The sequence below is a fragment of the Shewanella sp. genome (assembly GCF_048265805.1).
Classification (GTDB): domain Bacteria; phylum Pseudomonadota; class Gammaproteobacteria; order Enterobacterales; family Shewanellaceae; genus Shewanella.
The window spans coordinates 152148-169796 of the sequence record NZ_JBLXAT010000001.1; the positions used below are offsets into that span (position 1 = coordinate 152148).

Genomic DNA, 17649 nt, shown 5'->3' on the forward strand with positions numbered 1-17649 from the left:
GTTAATTCATTGACTGTGGCCGATACTCTGCTTTGGCCGCAGTCAGGTGTACCACACTGATCGCCCTAGCCAAAAATGCCCCTTCGCAATAACTCAGGTAGAAACGCCACATACGAATAAAATCTTCGCCGTAGCCAAGCTGACGCACCGCAGGCAATGCCGTCACAAAGCGCTGCTGCCAATCGGCCAGCGTACGGGCGTAATCGCCACCAAAGTCATACAAGCTATCCATTACCATCTGCGTGTTAGCCGTCAGTTGTTGCGCCATCACCGTCACCGACGGCAAACAGCCACCGGGAAAGATGTAACGTTGAATAAAATCGACGCTGCGGCGGTAACTGGCATAACGCTGATCGGCGATAGTGATCGCTTGTAACAGCAGCTTACCGTGCGGCAACAACAACTCATTCAACTTGGCAAAAAAGCCCGGCAGATAGGCATGACCGACCGCCTCTATCATCTCAATTGAGACCACGCGATCGTATTGACCTTGTAACAACCGATAATCCTGCTGCAACAGAGTGATCTGCTCAGTAAGCCCTTCTTGTGCTATGCGCGCCTTGGCGTATTGATACTGCGCATCGGAGATGGTGGTGGTGGTCACTTGCACGCCATAATGTTTGGCGGCGTAGATAGCTAGCGCCCCCCAGCCAGTGCCAATTTCTAGCAACGTTTGCCCTGGCCGTAGATCCAGCCGCTCGCATATCAGTTGCAGCTTGTGTTGCTGCGCGGCTTCCAAGCCTGCATCGGCATGAGGATAGATAGCACTGGAATACAGCATCGAGTTGTCGAGAAATTGCTGGTACAAGCTGTTGCCCAGATCGTAATGCGCCAAAATATTGCGTTTAGATCCCGCCACCGAATTGCGACTAAAGCGATGCTTCAACAAGTGCAAGCTGCGACTTAACCAGCTAAAACGCTGTTCCACTTGGTCAAGTAGATGCAAGTTCTGCGCGAACAACTGCACTAACGCGGTTAAGTCATCACTGTGCCAAAATGCTTGAATAAACGCTTCGGCCGCACCAATGCTGCCGCCGAATAACAATTGGCGGTAACAGCGCGGATCACGAATATGCATCGAGGCATGCAGCGCCGCTTGCGGTTCACCAAACTGATGTGACACACCGTTTTCAATCACAGTAAGCCGCCCACCCTGCAATGCCGCCAACGCCTTAAACAGTAGTTTACGTGCTATTTTCTGCTGCCAATCTAATTTGAGCGCGGCGGGCTGGCTGGTCGATAACTCAATCTCGCTTAGTGGCATGAGAGGACTCCTTGGCGTTTGAATAATTAGGATGAGCAACAAACGGCACTTTGTAGCGCCATAATTTAAAAGCTTGCCAGTAAATCAGCGCAACAATGCGCAGCGTCATCAACGGAAAGCGCATCACATAGCGGCGAATGGCTTTGGCTGACATCAACTGACGCGTGAGTAACATACTCGCGCTAAAACAGGTTTTTCCAGAATGAGTATCTACGGCGGGACGCACGTTACGGATCACACATTGCAGTTGTTCGTTGGGCACATTGAAATGCCAGCGGTAGCCCATGTGGCTGTCCATAAACGGCGACACGTGAAAATCTTTCGGAGTCATCTCACGGCTGGCAAACGGCACCAGATAATAATGACGCTCATTCCAAGGCGTATTGCTGACTTCAGCCAAAATCCAGCGCAGTTGCTGCCCAGCCACACAGTAGAAAAAATTAACTGGGCTGAAGTACAGACCAAAATGGCACAGCTGTCCGGCATAAAACACTTGCTCGACCTCACCGCCACCTAAGGCAATCACCCGCTGCTGCACCCGTCGTTTTAACGCGGTAACGCTGTGCTGCGGCGGCTCGGTCAGCCCATCGGCGAGATGAACATCAGGATTAAAACTCAGTGGCCGCCAACGTTCAGGCCCAAACCAACGGCTCAATTGATACAACTGCGGCAGCTCATCAAGATTGAACAACGCCAAACCAAACGGATAGCGGAACTGATGGCGCACAACTTCTTGCCGTTGATGGCGCACTTCTCCGAGATAAAAGCCGCTGTCGATAACACTCATAGGTGCGCTCCAAAGCGTTGGCACACATCCAGCGCACTGCGCACACCATCTTCATGGAAGCCGTTGTACCAGTAGGCACCGACAAAGTGTGTGTGGCGTTTACCGCAGATCTGGTCGCGATGCTGCCGGGCTCGCAATCCCGCCATAGAAAACTGCGGATGAGCATATTGAAACCGTCGCAAGATTTTCTGCTCATCAACGCGTTCGCTTTGGTTGAGTGTCACCAAAAAGTTGGGCGAATTAGGCGGCAGGCACTGCAAGATATTCATGTTATAGGTCACGCATGCGGGACGCTGTTTGTCGCCATCTAAACAGTAGTTCCAGCTGGCCCACGCCGCGCGGCGTTTTGGCATCAGACTAGTATCCATGTGCAGCACCACATCATTCATCTGGTACGGCAAGGCACCAAGCACCTGTTTCTCTAGCGGATCGGCGTCACTTAACAGCGCCAACGCTTGGTCGCTGTGGCAGCCTAAAATCACCTCATCAAATTCATGCCACTCACCGTTGACTAACAGCGCCACGCCATCATCATGACGCCGAATACTTTGCACCGGAGAGTTAAGATGAATGCGGTCAGCAAAGGCTTGCGTCAACGGCGGAATATAACTGCGTGAGCCATTTTTCAGCACATACCATTGCGGCCGATTGCTTACATCTAATAAACCGTGATGGTGGAAAAACTCGATAAATGCTTGCAGCGGAAATTGGGCAATATCATGCAAGCTGGCCGACCAGATCGCCGCGCCCATTGGCAGAATGTAGTGTTCACAGAAGAATTCAGAAAACGCCTCCTGTTTTAAGAACTCGCCCAAGGTGTCATCGGGATAAACGCCATCGGCATAAATCGCTTTGCAGCGGCGATTAAAGCGTAAAATTTCGCTTAAAAAACGCCAAAATTTAGGCCGAAAGAAGTTGCGTTTTTGGGCAAACAAGGTGGCGATATTGTGGCCGTTATATTCCAACCCGGTCAGTTGATGCCGCACCGAAAAACTCATTTCTGTCGGCTGCGCCGCCACACCAAGACGCGCTAGCAAGCGTTCAAAGCGCGGGTAGGTGCGGTCATTAAACACAATAAAACCGGTATCAATGGCGTAGTGTTGCTTAATCGCATCGATATCCACCGTGGCGGTATGGCCACCAAGATAGTCGTTGGCCTCAAACAGGGTAATTTCCGCAGTAGGCGCCAGTAGATAACCACAAGTAAGAGAAGAGATGCCTGAACCAACAATGGCGATACGTTTAGGCGGTGACGATGCATCGGGTTGCGTCATAGTTTGGCTCCTTGGTTACATCCGATGTAAAAAGCGGTGTTGCCACGACATAGGCAGCAAAGACAGTAGCTTGAGACTCCAAATCAACCGACGCGGAAAGGCGATGGTCGTTTGTCGCCGTGCTAAGCCGCGACGAATACGCATCGACGCTTCAGCGGGCGTCATCAGCCACGGCATATTAAATTGGTTACGAGCAGTGAGCGGGGTCGCGACAAAACCGGGTTGGATTTCGCTGACAGCAATCGCACGTGAGGCGAGATCAAGCCGCAAACTGCCAGCGAGATAGTGCACGGCGGCTTTAGAGGCACCGTAAGCTTCAGCACGAGGAAATGGCAGATGCACCACCGCTGAGCCAGTCAACGCCAGCTGCCCACCGTCATTCAGTTTGGTTAACAACTGCTGCAAGCAGTAACCTAACGCGACTAAATTGGTGTTAATCACTCGCGCGAAAGCAGCACCATCAAACTGTTGGGTATCCAAATACTCGCAGGTGCCAGCGTTGAGGATCAGCAGATCTAACGCTTGATCAGGCAATGCGGCAAAGGCTTGTTCAACCTGCTGGGCGTCGGTGATATCAACGGCAATCGCGCTCACATTCACCAACTCACTCACAGCAGCAATGTTGCGTCCAGCCGCCAGCACCTGCCAACCGTCAGCGGCATAGTCGCGCGCTAACTGCAGCCCAATGCCTGAGGTGGCGCCAACTATCAGCACTTGTTTCATGTTTGTGCCCTCTTTTTGATCAGCCGTACCAATCCGCCCACCAGCGGCAGTTGCTCATATAACATCTGTCCAACATCAAAGTAGTCACGGTGGAAAATAATCTTGTCCGCCAGCGTCAAATGGCTCATACCATCGACTTCAATGAGCTTACCTGCCGCCAATTTGGGATGAGCAAAAAACATACGCCAGCTAATGGCTGCCTGTTCACCCGTCATCAACACCTGCTGAATATCAAAATGGATGTCAGTGATGTTGCGGTACAACCCCGCAAAATAATCCGTCAATAACGCTAACCCCTGCAGCTGATGCAGCGGATCTTGAAAACGAATGTCGTCATCGTATATCTCAGCCAGTAGCGCTAAATTATCTGCACGCAACGTGGGATAGATGTTGATGAATTGTTCCAATAATAGCTGCTGCGCCGAACTGGCGTGTCCACAAAAATTAGCCATCACTGACTCCTTGTTAGTTGGCTTTTTTCAGTACCGATAATCGGTCTAACGCCCGCGCTCTCGCAGCGCTATGTTCCACTATCGGGAGTGGGTAATCGCTCACCGTAAACAACTGAGCATGACTGCGTTGTTCTGGATGATGGATCTGTTTTAATGACCAATCCGCCACCTCCGGCACATATCGTTTAATAAAACTCGCATCGGGATCGAACTTCTCGCTTTGAGTCATCGGATTGAAAATACGGAAATAGGGTTGCGCGTCACACCCCGTGCCAGCCGACCATTGCCAACCACCATTGTTGGCGGCCAGATCGCCGTCCAGTAGTTGCCGACGGAACCAACGCTCACCACGGCGCCAATCGATCAACAAGTGTTTGGTAAGAAAGCTGGCAACAATCATCCGCAGTCGGTTGTGCATCCACCCTATTTGATTCAACTGACGCATGGCGGCATCGACTATCGGATAACCGGTGCGGCCTTCGCACCAAGCGGCAAAGTCCTCATCCGCCTGACGCCACTGAATATCACTACCAAGTGGATTAAAGCTCACTCCCATACACAGATGAGGAAAGGCCACCAGCAGATGGCGATAAAACTCACGCCAAACCAGTTCAGCTAACCAAGTGCGTGCGGGACTGGTGTCATCCACAATCGCTTCAGGAAATGTAGCCAACAGCGTCACTAAACATTGCCGCGGGCTAAGTACCCCCAGCGCCAGATAGGGCGACAAGCTGCTAGTGCCATCAATGGCTGGGAAATCTCGTTGCTGCGCATAGTCTTCCGCAGCTTGCAGGACAAATTGTTGTAACCGTTGCTTAGCTTCGCCCTCACCTGCGCGCCACGACTCACTGTTGCCGAGTGCCACCGGAAGAGTAATCGGCGCTGGCACACTGATAGCACTTGCCAGTGGCGCGGGCGGCGGTAGTGGCACAAACGCTTTGCGAGATGCCATTTCACGCCAACGTTTAAAAAATGGGGTAAATACTCGGTACATTTCACCACTTTGATTCCGTACCGAGCCCGGCGCTAACAAACAGTGCTCATCGGTAAGATTTAGCGGTAGTCCAGCATCCAGTAGCTGCTGATCGCGACGTTGCTCATTAATCTCTGGCTCACGTCCAGCGAAAATAGCTACCGCACGTTGTTGCTCCAGTTGTTGTTGCCACAGCAGCAAGACGTCCTCAAACGTGTCGCAACACCATAAGCTCAATTCAATGCCCAACATCGCTAGCGCTTGTTGCAAACAACGCAGATGCCGCTGCATAAAATCCAGTTGCCGTGGGCCAACATCGTGCCGTTGCCATTGCACTGGGGTGGCAATATATACCGCCTTTAATGGCAAGCGCTGCTGGCGTGCCATCTTGACCGCAGCGGTTAGGGCTTGGTTATCGGTGATACGTAAGTCCTGCCGAAACCAGATAAACACGGTCTTCTGTTGCTGGACGCTAGTTGAACTCATAACTGCAACTCCTTTGCTTGCGCTGGCCACGTGGCCAACTGCGTAACGCTATCCAAAACGGTTAAGCTGGCTAACTCGCTAACGGCCTGCTGCAACAGCGGTGCGTATGGCCCGCCGAGCGCGATGGGCACCGCTAGTTTTTGTGCTAATTGGTCTAAATGAGACAAGGTGCTTTGATGAGTGTGTGCCGCAGGCAGCGCTAACACAGCAAAAGGTTGTAGCCGCTCGCTAACGAGACTGAGCGCATCGAGGTTGTCGGCCAGCGTAAAACTGTGCGGCACAACATTTTGCGCCAGCAATGCTAATTGCCACAGCCACTGCTGATAGTCTGGCTGTTCGCCTAAGCTCACTAGCAGCAGATTGCGGCTTTTCTGGCGCATCACCGAATCACAGCGCAGTGCTAAATATTGCTGTAACTGCTGCTGTAACCAACTACGTAGCAGCTCTCCATCAACACGTGCAGCCAAGCCGCTATTCAAGGCGATTAGCCATTGCAACAGCTGTTCGCCACACAGCGGTAGCGGATACAAACTGGTAAGCTCGTCGAGCCGTTGTCGCAACGTGACCGCCTTCATCGCCAGCACGGCGTCGGTTAGGCCTTCTGTCAGTTGCAGCCAATCTTTATCAACTTCAACGGTTGCCGCGACGACTGGCGCCGCTTGTTTTAGTAGCGGTTTAACGCGACTAATTGCCACCCCTTGCTCCAACCAGTGCAAAATCTCTTTAATCTCTTCCACTTGCTCAGCGCTGTACAGGCGGTGACCTTTGGGAGTGCGTTGTGGCGTCACTAACCCAAAGCGGCGTTGCCATGCGCGCAGGGTGACCGGATTTACGCCGGTAAGCCGCGCGACTTCGCCAATGGTTAGGTTAAATTCAACTTCAGTAGCCATAACGCAGCTTTAACTCCTGTGGATGGGGATTGAGATACACCTGCTCGGCGATATACGGCGTGGGGTGCTCAGCTAAGTAGTGATTGATCAGCGTCAGTGGCGCTATCAACGGCTTGAGGCCATTGCGATAATCCATAATGGTTTGCGTCAGCTCCGCCTTTTGCGTCTTGCTCAAGCTACGTTTGAAATAGCCTTGAATATGCTGCAGCGCGCTAGTGTGATTTTTACGGCTCGCCTTCTGACGTAACGCCGCCATAAAACCTTGAAAATACTGCTCGGCCACTGCATTGATATCGTCACTGGAACGCGCTACCAATGGGCCGAGTTGGCGATAATGCGCCGGCGAATGTGCCATCAACAGGTACTTATAGCGCGCATGAAACTGCATCAACTTATGATGCGTTAAGCCACTGGCGAGCTGCCGATGCCAATCATGATGGGCGTACACACGGGTGAAAAAATTTTCACGAATAACGAGATCATGCAGTCGCCCTTCCTCTTCTACCGGCAACTCGGGCCAACGCGCCATCAAGGTTTGGGTGTATAAACCCACGCCATCTTTGATGCCATTGTTAGTACCATCTTTGTACACCGTTACCCGCTCCATACCACAGGTAGGCGACTTGGCGCAGACAATGTAACCACTGATGAAGTCCAACTGCTCAACTTTATCGTTGCTGAACTGCTGCAGTTTTTCGGTAACATCTAGGTTGCCATCAGCCGACTTCACGCTGATTCGCTTATCAGCCATACGATTAAGACGAATCGATTTACGCGGTGCGCCAAGACCAATGGCCATTTCTGGGCAAACTGGAACAAATTCAAAATGGGGCGTTAGTTCGTTCTGACAATAAGCAGAGCGCTTATGGCCGCCATCAAAGCGCACCTTTTCACCGAGCAAACAGCTGCTGATACCAAGACGGATCTGCTGTGGATCAAACTTGTACATTTATCTGCTCCTTGTATAACTTTGTATTAATTACGGCACAAAGTTGTACAAGGATCAAATTTTTGTACAAATATTTTTTCAAGCACAAAAAAAGCACCCGTAGGTGCTTTTATGACATGAGCGTCGAGCGCTTCACTCGCCTTTCACTCGTAACTCGTAGCTCGTAGCTCGTAGCTCGTAACTCGTAACTTACAGCTTATAGCTTATAGCTTATAGCTTATAGCTTATAGCTTACAGCTTACAGCTTACAGCTTATCAAGCCTTCTTCCGCTGGCCGACATATTCCAGCGCCAGCACCAACACTATGGCGGCGCAGGCGTAGATCAACGCCAACCACAACTGGTGCGAGTGTCCAGTAATATGCTCAAACGCCATCGGTGACAGGTTCTGCTGGGCGAAGGGGACTTGCTCACCATGGGAGTTGGTGCGCCACGTCAGCGTTTGCTTCCACGGCCAAATTTTACCGAGCGTGCCAAGCATCAAGCCGATGAGAAAGATAAAGGTGGCATCACGCTGACGTTTCAGCAGCATCGACAGCAGGTGGCTAAAGCTCAAAATGCCGCATACAGCGCCGACGGCAAAACACAGTAAGATATCGATTTGCAGGTCTTTTGCCGCCGCTAATACGGCCGGATACAAACCGATTAACAGCAAAATAAAGCTGCCGGAAATGCCCGGGAGAATCATCGCGCAAATCGCCACGGCGCCCCCCAAGAAGATATTGAGATAGGTGGCTTCCACGTTTACTGGTGACACCACGGTGATGCCCCATGCGACAACAACGCCAATACCAAATAATACAATGCGCGCCAGCGACACTTGCCCTTTCACTTGGCGCATCATATGCACTGCAGAAATAATGATTAAGCCAAAAAAGAACGACCATACCGGAATGGGTTGGTTGACTAATAACCAAGAGATAAGCTTCGCCAGCGTTAAAATACTGGTGAGAATGCCAGCAAATAAGCTCACTAAAAAGCCCGCGTTGATATGGGTTAATACCGCCTTAAATCCCTGCTGGCGAAATACCTTCCACAAGTTGGGGTTAATGCGACGAATGCTTTCCAGTAGGGTGTCATAAATACCGGTTATAAACGCAATCGTTCCACCAGAAACCCCAGGAACCACATCGGCTGCGCCCATGGCCAGCCCTTTAAAATAGGTTAATAAGTATTGCACCTTATATCCTTGAATCACTCAATCTGTAGCAAATTATACGGAGGTGAGCTGCAAATATTAATGCATGATGACGTCCGTTACTTTAACTTTTCCTAACAAACACTCTGTTAATTTATGAATTTGTGACAACCGATGTCATTCAGGGCATCCCTACGCGTCAAACTGGGATAATTAATAACTTTTCTAACGTAAAAACAATAACGTAACTATTTCCGCTTAATCATTACTCATTAATAAATTGCTACATTTGCGTGGCCGAATTCGCTTTACCATGGTGAAAAAAATCAGTTACAACCACCAAGGAGAGTTGGCCGCAACTTGTCACCCATCAGTTGCAACCACCTGCCGCTGACTTTCATTTCGCAATCAACAAATACAATTAAAATATTGGAGCTAACCATGCGTTTATTACCCATAGCAGCGGTTATTGCTGCTGCTCTCGCCACAACGCCGCTGTTGAGCAACCACGCATTCGCTGCTGAATCCGCCGCCACTAGCACCGCCGTGGCCGCAGTAAAAGATCAAGCTGTTACTACAGAGCATAGTATTCGTCTAAATGGCGATAAACTAGCGTATTCTGCCACGGCTGGCACGATGGTGATTCGCAACGACAAAAATCAAGCTGACGCCAGTGTCTTTTATGTGGCGTACACTAAGCCAGCTAAACATGGCGAGCAACGGCCGGTGACCTTTTTATTTAATGGTGGCCCCGGTTCATCCAGCTTGTGGCTACACATGGGCTCATTTGGCCCTAAACGCGTAAAAACTGAAAATGCCGCTCCCACAGGTGCCGCACCATATCAGCTGATAGATAACCAATATACCTTGCTCGATAAAACGGACTTAGTGTTTATTGACGCCTTTGGTACTGGGTATTCACGCGGCATCGCCGCTGCAGATAATACTGATAGCAAAGATGACCCAGCTAAACCCTTCTGGGGCGTTGATGGCGACGTAGATGGTTTTGCCCGCTTTATTACACGTTATATCAGTGAAAACCATCGCTGGAATTCCCCTAAATTTCTGATTGGTGAATCATACGGCACAGTGCGAGCCCCTGCACTAGCCAACAAGCTACAAGGTGATGGTATGGCCTTTAACGGCGTGGTGTTGGTGTCGAGTATTCTAAACTATGGTGCCAATGCACCTGGGCTGGATCGCCAATACATTGGGTTATTGCCAACGTTTGCCGCCACAGCTTGGTATCACAACAAACTACCCCACAAACCCGCTAAACTGAAACCATTCCTCGATAAAGTTCGTGCATTTGCTGATAACGAATTCACCCGCGCTTTAGCGCAAGGCTACCACCTACCAGCAGATCAACTGCAACATATTGCTGAGCAACTGCATGAATACACTGGCCTTGATGTCGATTACCTCAAACAAGCCAATCTGCGTGTGGGTCAATCACAATTCCGTAAAGAGTTACTGCGAGACGATCGCCGCACACTTGGGCGTTATGATGGTCGTTATCTTGGTATTGATGATGCAGCTAATGGCGAGACACCAGATAGCGATCCATCTGATACAGCCCCAAGCAGCGCATTTATTTCTACGTTACATAACTACTTAGAAACTGAGCTAAACTACACGACCACTGAACACTATAACGTCTTTAGTATGGATGCCTTCAGAAACTGGGATTGGAGTCATGCTCAAGGCTATAAAGGCAAAACCCGTTCCCCCTATGTGGTGAGAGACCTAGGTGATGCTATCCGTACCAACCCTGACTTACGTGTGTTATCGGCCAACGGTTACTTTGATATGGCGACACCGTTTCACGCAACCGAGTACGACTTAGCCCATATGAACCTTGACCCAACGTTGCAAGATAACGTTAAGATGACCTACTACCCATCGGGTCACATGATCTATCTTAATGAAGACGCCATGGCCGATTTCCATAAAGACGTGGCTAACTTCTACGATGCTGCGATGAAGAAGTAAACCGTAATCCCACTAACAGGCTCAAATGGGGCCTGTTAGTTTTACTCACGAGCAAATCCCTCTTTCTGCCCACTGCTACAGCACATCAATACATTTTTGCGACATCTCAAACTGTTCACTTTTTACCCACAAAACGTGAACCCCGCTACAAATATGCATTAATAACCACAATTAATGATTAATTATTCTTCAATCAAAATGGTATAACCCATAGAGACTCACTCTAAATCGCCATGGATTTTTTGTGATATCGTAAAATCACGTTTTACTAAAATGGATATCTCATGACTGTTTCATATTCAGTACTCGACCTCGCGCCGGTTGTCGAAGGCAGTGCTCCAACAGTTTCATTTGAAAATTCAGTGCAGCTTGCACAACTGGCAGAATCATTAGGTTATCGCCGCTATTGGTTGGCTGAACACCACAATATGCCGGGCATTGCCAGCGCTGCTACCTCGGTATTGCTGTGCCATATTGGTGACAATACCAGCACGATTCGCATCGGCTCTGGCGGTATTATGTTGCCCAACCACTCGCCGTTAGTGATTGCCGAACAGTTTGGCACACTCGCCACCCTGTTTGGCGACCGTATCGATTTGGGGCTGGGTCGCGCACCGGGTACCGACCAAGTCACCATGCGGGCATTGCGCCGCCAACCACAACAAGCGGTGGATAGTTTTCCGCAAGATGTGCTGGAGCTGCAGCACTATTTTGATGATCCCTCCCGCACCATCAATGCTGTGCCCGGCCAAGGGTTGCATGTACCGTTATGGTTGTTAGGCTCCAGCCTGTACAGCGCTCAATTGGCGGCACAAATGGGCTTACCTTTTGCGTTTGCCGCCCACTTTGCGCCAGATATGTTGCTGCAAGCGCTGCGGATCTACCGCGAGCAATTCAAACCGTCAGCCCAATGTCCTACGCCATACACTATGCTGTGCGTTAATCTCATTGCCGCTGATAATACCCGTCAAGCGGAATATCTGTTTACCTCGTTGCAGCAGCAATTTTTGCAACTCTACCGCGGCACCCCAGGCAAAATTCCGCTGCCACGGCAGCCGCTAACAGGTTATGAGTCGTTTGAAATTAACGCCATGGAGCGCACATTGAGCCGCTCTTTGGTGGGGAGTCCTAACCGGATACGTGCAGGTATTGAAGCGTTGCTAGAAGAAACGCAAGTCAATGAGTTGATGTTTAACGGGCCAATCACCGATCCAACCGCCCGCCTAGAATCCTTCGGAATTGGTGCGCAAGTGATGCAGGATATTAATGCTGGCGTACATACCAGCGAAATGGCCAAGTAACCCCACAAACAACCACAGCCCCAAACGGGGCTGTGGTTGTGACTAACGATTGCGGCGCAGTCAACTTACTCGATTAAAAGGCTTGCCCCTGCTCAGCATGTTTGGCGCGCCATACACTGACATACAGCAGCAACAAGCCAGCCAAGGCATAACTGCCAGTAAACATTACCACTGACGGCCAACCACCATGCTGCCAAAACCAGCCGCCGACAGTCCCTGAAATACTTGAACCCATGTAATAAAACAGCAGATAAAGCGACGAGGCATGGCCTTTAGCTTTTTTGGCATGCGCGCCCACTGAGCTACTTGCAGCCGAGTGACCGACAAAAAATCCGGTGGTGATTAATGCCACCCCGCAAACAATCATAGTAATCGCGCTAAACAGGGTTAGCATGGCGCCAGCGAGCATTAAAATAAACGCCGCAAACAGCAACTTAGTGCGACCGAATTTATCAGCTAAGCTCCCCGCCATTGATGATGACACAATGCCAAAAGCGAACGCTAAGAAGATCATACTCACTTGGGTTGGGTTAAAACCAAATGGCTCAGCAGACAAACGGAACGTGGTGTAGTTAAACAGCGTCACAAAGATACTGATCAACATAAAGCCCACCGCATACAGCTTCACCAAGCGTGGATTACGCAGATGACTCCTCCACGATGCCACATGAAAACCTAAGTTCAGCCCAGGTTTGCGCACAAAGTTGCGCGAATTAGGCAGGAGATACCAAAAGCCAATAGCAGAGATTAAGCACAGCAGGCCAAGCACGCCCATGGCCACGCGCCAAGAGGCAAACTCAGTGAGTAGCCCCATCGCCACCCGTCCCATCATGGCACCAAACGCAGTACCACCAACATAAAGCCCCATCGCTTTACCCAGATCTTTTGGAGCGATTTCTTCGGCAAGCCATGCCATCGCCACCGCAGGCACACCGCCTAACACAATCCCTTCCAACGCGCGGCCGAACAGCACACCATGCCATTCAGGAGAAATTGCCACTAAACAGTTCAATACCGCTGCGGCGGCCATCGAACAGAACATAAGCCCTTTACGCCCTAGCGCTTGTGAGAAAGCGCCAGCCAGCACAATTGCTATCGCCAAACAGCCAGTAGTCACCGACAGCGCTAATGAGCTTTCTGCTGGCGTAACACCAAAACTGCTTGAAAGATCAGGCAACAGCGGCTGCACACAATAGATGAGGGAGAAGCTAGAAAAACCGGCGAGGAACAGAGAGATACTGGCATTTTTAAACGCTTTGGTACCTTTTTCGATTCCGGCATAACTTGCGCTGTCAGCCGCAACAGAATCGGCGGTGGCGCTGACAGCGCTGGAAGGGCTAGGGTCAGAACTATTCATAATATCTACGACTTTTGGCTAATAAGTGGAGTCAACGCGCTTATTCTATGAAGCCAGCCTTAATAGTTCTAATATATAATAAATCCACTCTCGATATGTTTTGGATATAGCATGGAGCTACGTCATATCCGCTACTTTTTAGCGGTAGCAGAAGAGCACAATTTCACCCGCGCGGCTAACCGTTTACACATTGCCCAGCCGCCGCTTAGCCAGCAGATCCGCACCTTAGAACAGGAGATAGGCACGGCATTGTTTGTGCGTACCCCGCACGGGGCAGAGTTAACTGATGCGGGACACGCGCTATATCAACAACTGTCGGGCTTGCCGCAACAACTGCTGCATGCAAAAGATGTGGCACTGAAAGCGGCCAAAGGTGAAATAGGTAAATTGCGCTTGGGCGTGACAGGCACCGCAGCGCTGCATCCCGCCATTCCGGCGGTGATCCGCCAATATCGACGCCGTTATCCTGAAGTGGAGCTCACCATTGAAGAGGCCAACTCATTGGCCTTAGCGGAAGGACTTGCTAGCGATCGGCTCGATGCCGCAATTTTACGGCCGTCAGATTCCGATCCAACGCATCTGACGGTGCAACACTTTTTAGAAGAGCAGTTAGTGATCGCGCTGCCTGCATCTCATCCCATCGCCCGCGCCCACGAAACCATTGATGTGATTGACCTGAAAGATGAACCCTTTATTCTGACGCCGCGGACACTCGCCGTTAGCTTGCACGATGCTGTGGTACACGTGTGCCAAGAGGCGGGCTTCGCGCCGATTATCGGCCAACCTGCGCCGCAGATAGCTTCAATTCTATCGATGGTATCGGCCGAACTCGGCATCTCCATGTTGCCGGAATCGATGCGACAACTGTCAGTCAAAGGGGTGGTCTATCGGCCGATTAAGCATACGGCCATTAAAGTTGAGTTGGCGGTAGCGCATCGTTCGCTCAATCCAGCACAGTCTGCGATTAATTTTGCCGCTACCGTCAATCAGCAGCGGCTAGCACGTGAAGCGCTGTTAGCAGACAAGCCCACCAGCGAGGTTAACGCGCCGTCAACTCGTTAACCACTGGTTGATTCACTAACTTACGCTCGCCCCGGCTCACGGTTAAATATCCCGCGGGCGAGTTGTCAGTGCCGATAACGACCACATCCAAACGGTAGCGATATTTACCATTGCTAAACAGATAGTAGTGATTGCCACCATTGCCATCGTATTTCAGCTTACCGTGATGTAGCACTAAATCGGGTTGGAGATTCATATCCGCGTTAACGGGCCAAACGGCGTAACGCAGCTCACCATCCGCTAACGTATCGACTCGTACTCGATAATCTTTGGTCTGCCACAGCAGATTATTTAGTTTAATCGGCAATAATTCGGCCGGAAGATTTGCAGACATCCGCTGTTGCAACTGTTGCTGTGCCTCGTGACCAAACGGCTGTTGATAAAACTCAGGGTTATAAAATGAAGTTATCGCCACCGTGACCTGCTGACATTGGTCATCATCGCAAAGACCACTCAACCAAAATGCGCCATCACCAATGCGCGCACCGCGCCAATTGATACTTGGCGAGCTAGCACTCGCGATCACCTGTTGCCGCAATTTATCAGTAAACAGGTGCGGATAATATTCAACAAATTCTTTGGCATTATGCACCGTGACAGCAGGCTCGCTGCCACCTATGGTAACCGGGTAATGCACCACATCAGCCAATGCGGCAGCATCGTTAGCTTGCACGAGCGCCAAAACCTGCTGGCTGGCATCTTTCAAATAATTCTGACGTGAAGCACTGCTGGGATACGACAACGACGCAGCAGACAGCTGTGTTGCGTACATGATTAACCCAACCGTGACTGCTGCTAATACTCCCTTACTACTCATTTCCAACTCCCTAAGTCTCACCATGTAATTAATTGACCGTAATTCGAATATTTTTTGTACAAAACTAGGCCTTTTGGGCTATTCATTAAAAATTCAAATTCCACTAACACCATGATTTTTATCGGTTAAGTAAATCATTCTAACATTCATTCAAGATAAAAATCGCCCATTGTTCTAATTGTGCGACCGATGTAGCCCTATATGCTGGCTTTACAAAAAACGGATAGTTTGGACATCAGAGTGAAAGGAATTGCCATCATAGCACTGCTATTTGCCACCGTTTGTGCATCTAGCAATGCCGCCGATCTCATGGCCACCGATAATCAGCTCAGCCCAACTTTGGCCGCGCTGCTGGCACGACAACAGCTCGCCAATGTCACCTTAATTGGTCAACAAGGTACCGCTAACGACCTGATGTTATTTCAGGCTGGTCAGAACAATGTCGCCCTGCTGGATCAAGTCGGTGACAGCAACCAGATTACGCTAACGCAAATAGGCGCAGGCAACCAAACCAATGTGTTGCAGGCTGGCAGTGATAATCAAGCGACCCTGACTCAAATCGGCAACAACAACCAAATTACGCTGGGACAATGGGGTCAAACCTCTGGAATTACCGTTGAACAGCTAAGCAACGGGGCGGAAATATCCGTCCTTCAATATCGATAGGGAGAATCTCAAATGCTTACATTTAAGCACCGTAAACACCTGTTGGGTTTAGCCATCAGTGTTGTTTTATGTGGTCAAGCATACGCAGCCAGCAATGATGCGTCTGTTACTCAACAAACCCCACTGAATGCAGCAACGGGTAACATCGCCGTGGTAAACCAGGACGGTACACGCCACATCGCTGATGTTGAGCAAAACGGTCAAGCGAACGTCACCGATGCAGCACAATCAGGTGATTGGGCCGAGGCTTACATTTATACCGACGGTACCAGCAACGTTATCACCACCACCCAAACTGAAGATTGGCATGTTGCCCAAGTTGAAGTTGTCGGTAACGGTAACCAAGCCAGCGTGACTCAAGCGGATCTTTTCAACCAAGCGTTAGTTGTACAACAAGGTGACTACAACACTGCTGAAGTTGTACAAGATGGCGTAACCAACCAATCAACCACGATTTTGCTGGGTAACAACAACGATAGCTACCAAGAGCAAACTGGTACTGGTAACTGGACTGAAGCCAGCTTCCAAGGCAATGGTAACAGTATGGACAGCGTCCAAACTGGTAACTATAACGAAAGTGGTCTGATGGATGTTTACGGTAACCGTAACAGCATGACCATTACACAAGACGGTTCAAATAACGTCGGCGGTATTGTTACCGTAGAAGGTAACCGCAACACCGCAGTGGTTGACCAAGCAGGTGATGTGAACGCATTTATCGCTTATGACACCTATGGTAATGGCAACGATTTTGACGTTACTCAATATGGTGAATACAACGAGTTTATCGTTGAAACTGTTGATGGTAACAACAACAGCATCACTGCAGATCAAGAAGGCTATGCCAACTTAATCACCCTGCAAGATGGCTTAGTCAGCAACGGCACCTCGTTAGATGTCACGCAAGTTGGCGATCTGAACGATGCTTATATCGCTGTACAAAGCGGTAACGACCATGATGTCACTATTGTGCAACGCGGTGACTACAACATAGCAGACGCCTATGTATATGGCAGCGCTAACACCATTCAAGCTGCAAGCCTTGGTGATGAAAACACCACATTTACTCTGGTAGATGGCGCTGATAACACTGCGATCACTGTACAAATTGGTGACCTTAACGAATCAAACATCAACATTGGTGGCGATGACAATATCGTGCTCGTAGCACAAGTTGGCGATCAAAACCTCGCAGAAGTTGACGGTAAAGGCTCTTACGGTGCCGTGGTTGATGTAACCCAAGTAGGCGACGTCAACTTGGTTGACCTGATGGTGGCAGAATACAACAACACAGTGATTGTTAATCAAGTCGGTGATAGCAACGTCGTTCAAGGTATCGACGGCGGCGACTTCGCAGTGACTGGCGATGATGGTGTTGTCAGCATCTACCAAAACGGTACTAACAACTTAGCTATGGGCGCCCAAGCGGGTGCCAACAACTATATGCAAGTATCTCAAGTAGGCAGCCAAAACACTGCCACTGTTGTACAAAACTAAAGGTTGTAAGACCTACATCAGT

Annotated in this window: 16 protein-coding genes; 5 read left to right on the top strand and 11 right to left on the bottom strand. The window is 50.0% G+C overall.

The genetic code is table 11. The annotated features are described in order from the left end of the window. Position 1: 1 nt before the first annotated feature. From ACN0TT_RS00620 to ACN0TT_RS00660, 9 genes are all read right to left on the bottom strand, one after another. Positions 2-1249: a class I SAM-dependent methyltransferase gene (locus tag ACN0TT_RS00620; protein WP_417760328.1), complete on the bottom strand. Its 1248-nt coding sequence runs from the start codon at positions 1247-1249 to the stop codon at positions 2-4. Further along, positions 1245-2051 carry a DUF1365 domain-containing protein gene (locus ACN0TT_RS00625; protein ID WP_417760216.1) on the bottom strand — a complete coding sequence of 269 codons (807 nt, stop codon included), beginning with the start codon at positions 2049-2051 and terminating at the stop codon, positions 1245-1247. Before ACN0TT_RS00625 ends, ACN0TT_RS00620 begins: the two co-directional genes overlap by 5 nt. Beyond that, the gene (locus tag ACN0TT_RS00630; protein WP_417760217.1) at positions 2048-3325 is read right to left on the bottom strand and encodes an NAD(P)/FAD-dependent oxidoreductase; all 1278 of its coding nucleotides are present in this window, start codon (positions 3323-3325) and stop codon (positions 2048-2050) included. The genes ACN0TT_RS00625 and ACN0TT_RS00630 overlap by 4 nt, the downstream gene beginning before the upstream one ends. A 15-nt stretch (positions 3326-3340) precedes the next feature. Beyond that, a complete protein-coding gene (locus ACN0TT_RS00635; RefSeq protein WP_417760218.1) occupies positions 3341-4048 on the bottom strand; it encodes an SDR family NAD(P)-dependent oxidoreductase in 708 nt (235 codons plus the stop codon). After that, positions 4045-4500 carry a nuclear transport factor 2 family protein gene (locus ACN0TT_RS00640; protein ID WP_417760219.1) on the bottom strand — a complete coding sequence of 152 codons (456 nt, stop codon included), beginning with the start codon at positions 4498-4500 and terminating at the stop codon, positions 4045-4047. The genes ACN0TT_RS00635 and ACN0TT_RS00640 overlap by 4 nt, the downstream gene beginning before the upstream one ends. Positions 4501-4513: 13 nt before the next feature. Continuing rightward, entirely contained in the window at positions 4514-5959 is a 1446-nt protein-coding gene (gene phrB, locus ACN0TT_RS00645) for a deoxyribodipyrimidine photo-lyase (RefSeq protein ID WP_417760220.1), read from the bottom strand. Next, positions 5956-6849 (bottom strand): MerR family transcriptional regulator, encoded by an 894-nt coding sequence (locus ACN0TT_RS00650; protein WP_417760221.1) that lies wholly within the window; start codon positions 6847-6849, stop codon positions 5956-5958. The genes phrB and ACN0TT_RS00650 overlap by 4 nt, the downstream gene beginning before the upstream one ends. Next, the gene (locus tag ACN0TT_RS00655) at positions 6839-7798 is read right to left on the bottom strand and encodes a YbgA family protein (protein ID WP_417760222.1); all 960 of its coding nucleotides are present in this window, start codon (positions 7796-7798) and stop codon (positions 6839-6841) included. The genes ACN0TT_RS00650 and ACN0TT_RS00655 overlap by 11 nt, the downstream gene beginning before the upstream one ends. A 255-nt stretch (positions 7799-8053) precedes the next feature. After that, positions 8054-8977, bottom strand: a complete 924-nt coding sequence (locus ACN0TT_RS00660; RefSeq protein WP_417760223.1) for a DUF368 domain-containing protein — start codon at positions 8975-8977, stop codon at positions 8054-8056. 399 nt (positions 8978-9376) lie between these two features. On the opposite strand from ACN0TT_RS00660, the gene ACN0TT_RS00665 reads away from it, so the two are divergent. Further along, on the top strand, positions 9377-10927 hold the full coding sequence (locus tag ACN0TT_RS00665; protein ID WP_417760224.1) for a S10 family peptidase: 1551 nt from the start codon (positions 9377-9379) through the stop codon (positions 10925-10927). 284 nt (positions 10928-11211) lie between these two features. Further along, on the top strand, positions 11212-12228 hold the full coding sequence (locus ACN0TT_RS00670) for an LLM class flavin-dependent oxidoreductase (protein WP_417760225.1): 1017 nt from the start codon (positions 11212-11214) through the stop codon (positions 12226-12228). Between the two features lie 73 nt (positions 12229-12301). Here the strand turns inward: ACN0TT_RS00670 and ACN0TT_RS00675 are convergent, their stop codons facing one another. Then, positions 12302-13585 carry an MFS transporter gene (locus tag ACN0TT_RS00675; protein WP_417760226.1) on the bottom strand — a complete coding sequence of 428 codons (1284 nt, stop codon included), beginning with the start codon at positions 13583-13585 and terminating at the stop codon, positions 12302-12304. 111 nt (positions 13586-13696) lie between these two features. Here ACN0TT_RS00675 and ACN0TT_RS00680 point away from each other — a divergent pair, with 111 nt between their 5' ends. Continuing rightward, positions 13697-14647: a LysR family transcriptional regulator gene (locus tag ACN0TT_RS00680; protein ID WP_417760227.1), complete on the top strand. Its 951-nt coding sequence runs from the start codon at positions 13697-13699 to the stop codon at positions 14645-14647. On the opposite strand, the gene ACN0TT_RS00685 is transcribed toward ACN0TT_RS00680, so the two are convergent. Next, positions 14625-15464, bottom strand: coding sequence for a hypothetical protein (locus tag ACN0TT_RS00685; RefSeq protein WP_417760228.1), 840 nt, complete (start codon positions 15462-15464; stop codon positions 14625-14627). The genes ACN0TT_RS00680 and ACN0TT_RS00685 overlap by 23 nt on opposite strands. Positions 15465-15704: 240 nt before the next feature. Between ACN0TT_RS00685 and ACN0TT_RS00690 the strand changes: the two genes are divergently transcribed. Together ACN0TT_RS00690 and ACN0TT_RS00695 are read left to right on the top strand one after the other, a co-directional pair. Further along, positions 15705-16130, top strand: coding sequence for a curlin (locus ACN0TT_RS00690; protein ID WP_417760229.1), 426 nt, complete (start codon positions 15705-15707; stop codon positions 16128-16130). A 12-nt stretch (positions 16131-16142) separates the two neighbouring features. Beyond that, positions 16143-17627, top strand: a complete 1485-nt coding sequence (locus ACN0TT_RS00695) for a hypothetical protein (RefSeq protein ID WP_417760230.1) — start codon at positions 16143-16145, stop codon at positions 17625-17627. Positions 17628-17649 lie beyond the last annotated feature (22 nt).

Coding starts and splice junctions, on each gene's coding strand:
- ACN0TT_RS00675 (WP_417760226.1), bottom strand. CDS start 13,585: ATGAATAGTTCTGACCCTAGCCCTTCCAGCGCTGTCAGCGCCACCGCC.
- ACN0TT_RS00680 (WP_417760227.1), top strand. CDS start 13,697: ATGGAGCTACGTCATATCCGCTACTTTTTAGCGGTAGCAGAAGAGCAC.
- ACN0TT_RS00670 (WP_417760225.1), top strand. CDS start 11,212: ATGACTGTTTCATATTCAGTACTCGACCTCGCGCCGGTTGTCGAAGGC.
- ACN0TT_RS00625 (WP_417760216.1), bottom strand. CDS start 2,051: ATGAGTGTTATCGACAGCGGCTTTTATCTCGGAGAAGTGCGCCATCAA.
- ACN0TT_RS00695 (WP_417760230.1), top strand. CDS start 16,143: ATGCTTACATTTAAGCACCGTAAACACCTGTTGGGTTTAGCCATCAGT.
- ACN0TT_RS00665 (WP_417760224.1), top strand. CDS start 9,377: ATGCGTTTATTACCCATAGCAGCGGTTATTGCTGCTGCTCTCGCCACA.
- ACN0TT_RS00640 (WP_417760219.1), bottom strand. CDS start 4,500: ATGGCTAATTTTTGTGGACACGCCAGTTCGGCGCAGCAGCTATTATTG.
- ACN0TT_RS00685 (WP_417760228.1), bottom strand. CDS start 15,464: ATGAGTAGTAAGGGAGTATTAGCAGCAGTCACGGTTGGGTTAATCATG.
- ACN0TT_RS00635 (WP_417760218.1), bottom strand. CDS start 4,048: ATGAAACAAGTGCTGATAGTTGGCGCCACCTCAGGCATTGGGCTGCAG.
- ACN0TT_RS00630 (WP_417760217.1), bottom strand. CDS start 3,325: ATGACGCAACCCGATGCATCGTCACCGCCTAAACGTATCGCCATTGTT.
- ACN0TT_RS00655 (WP_417760222.1), bottom strand. CDS start 7,798: ATGTACAAGTTTGATCCACAGCAGATCCGTCTTGGTATCAGCAGCTGT.
- phrB (WP_417760220.1), bottom strand. CDS start 5,959: ATGAGTTCAACTAGCGTCCAGCAACAGAAGACCGTGTTTATCTGGTTT.
- ACN0TT_RS00650 (WP_417760221.1), bottom strand. CDS start 6,849: ATGGCTACTGAAGTTGAATTTAACCTAACCATTGGCGAAGTCGCGCGG.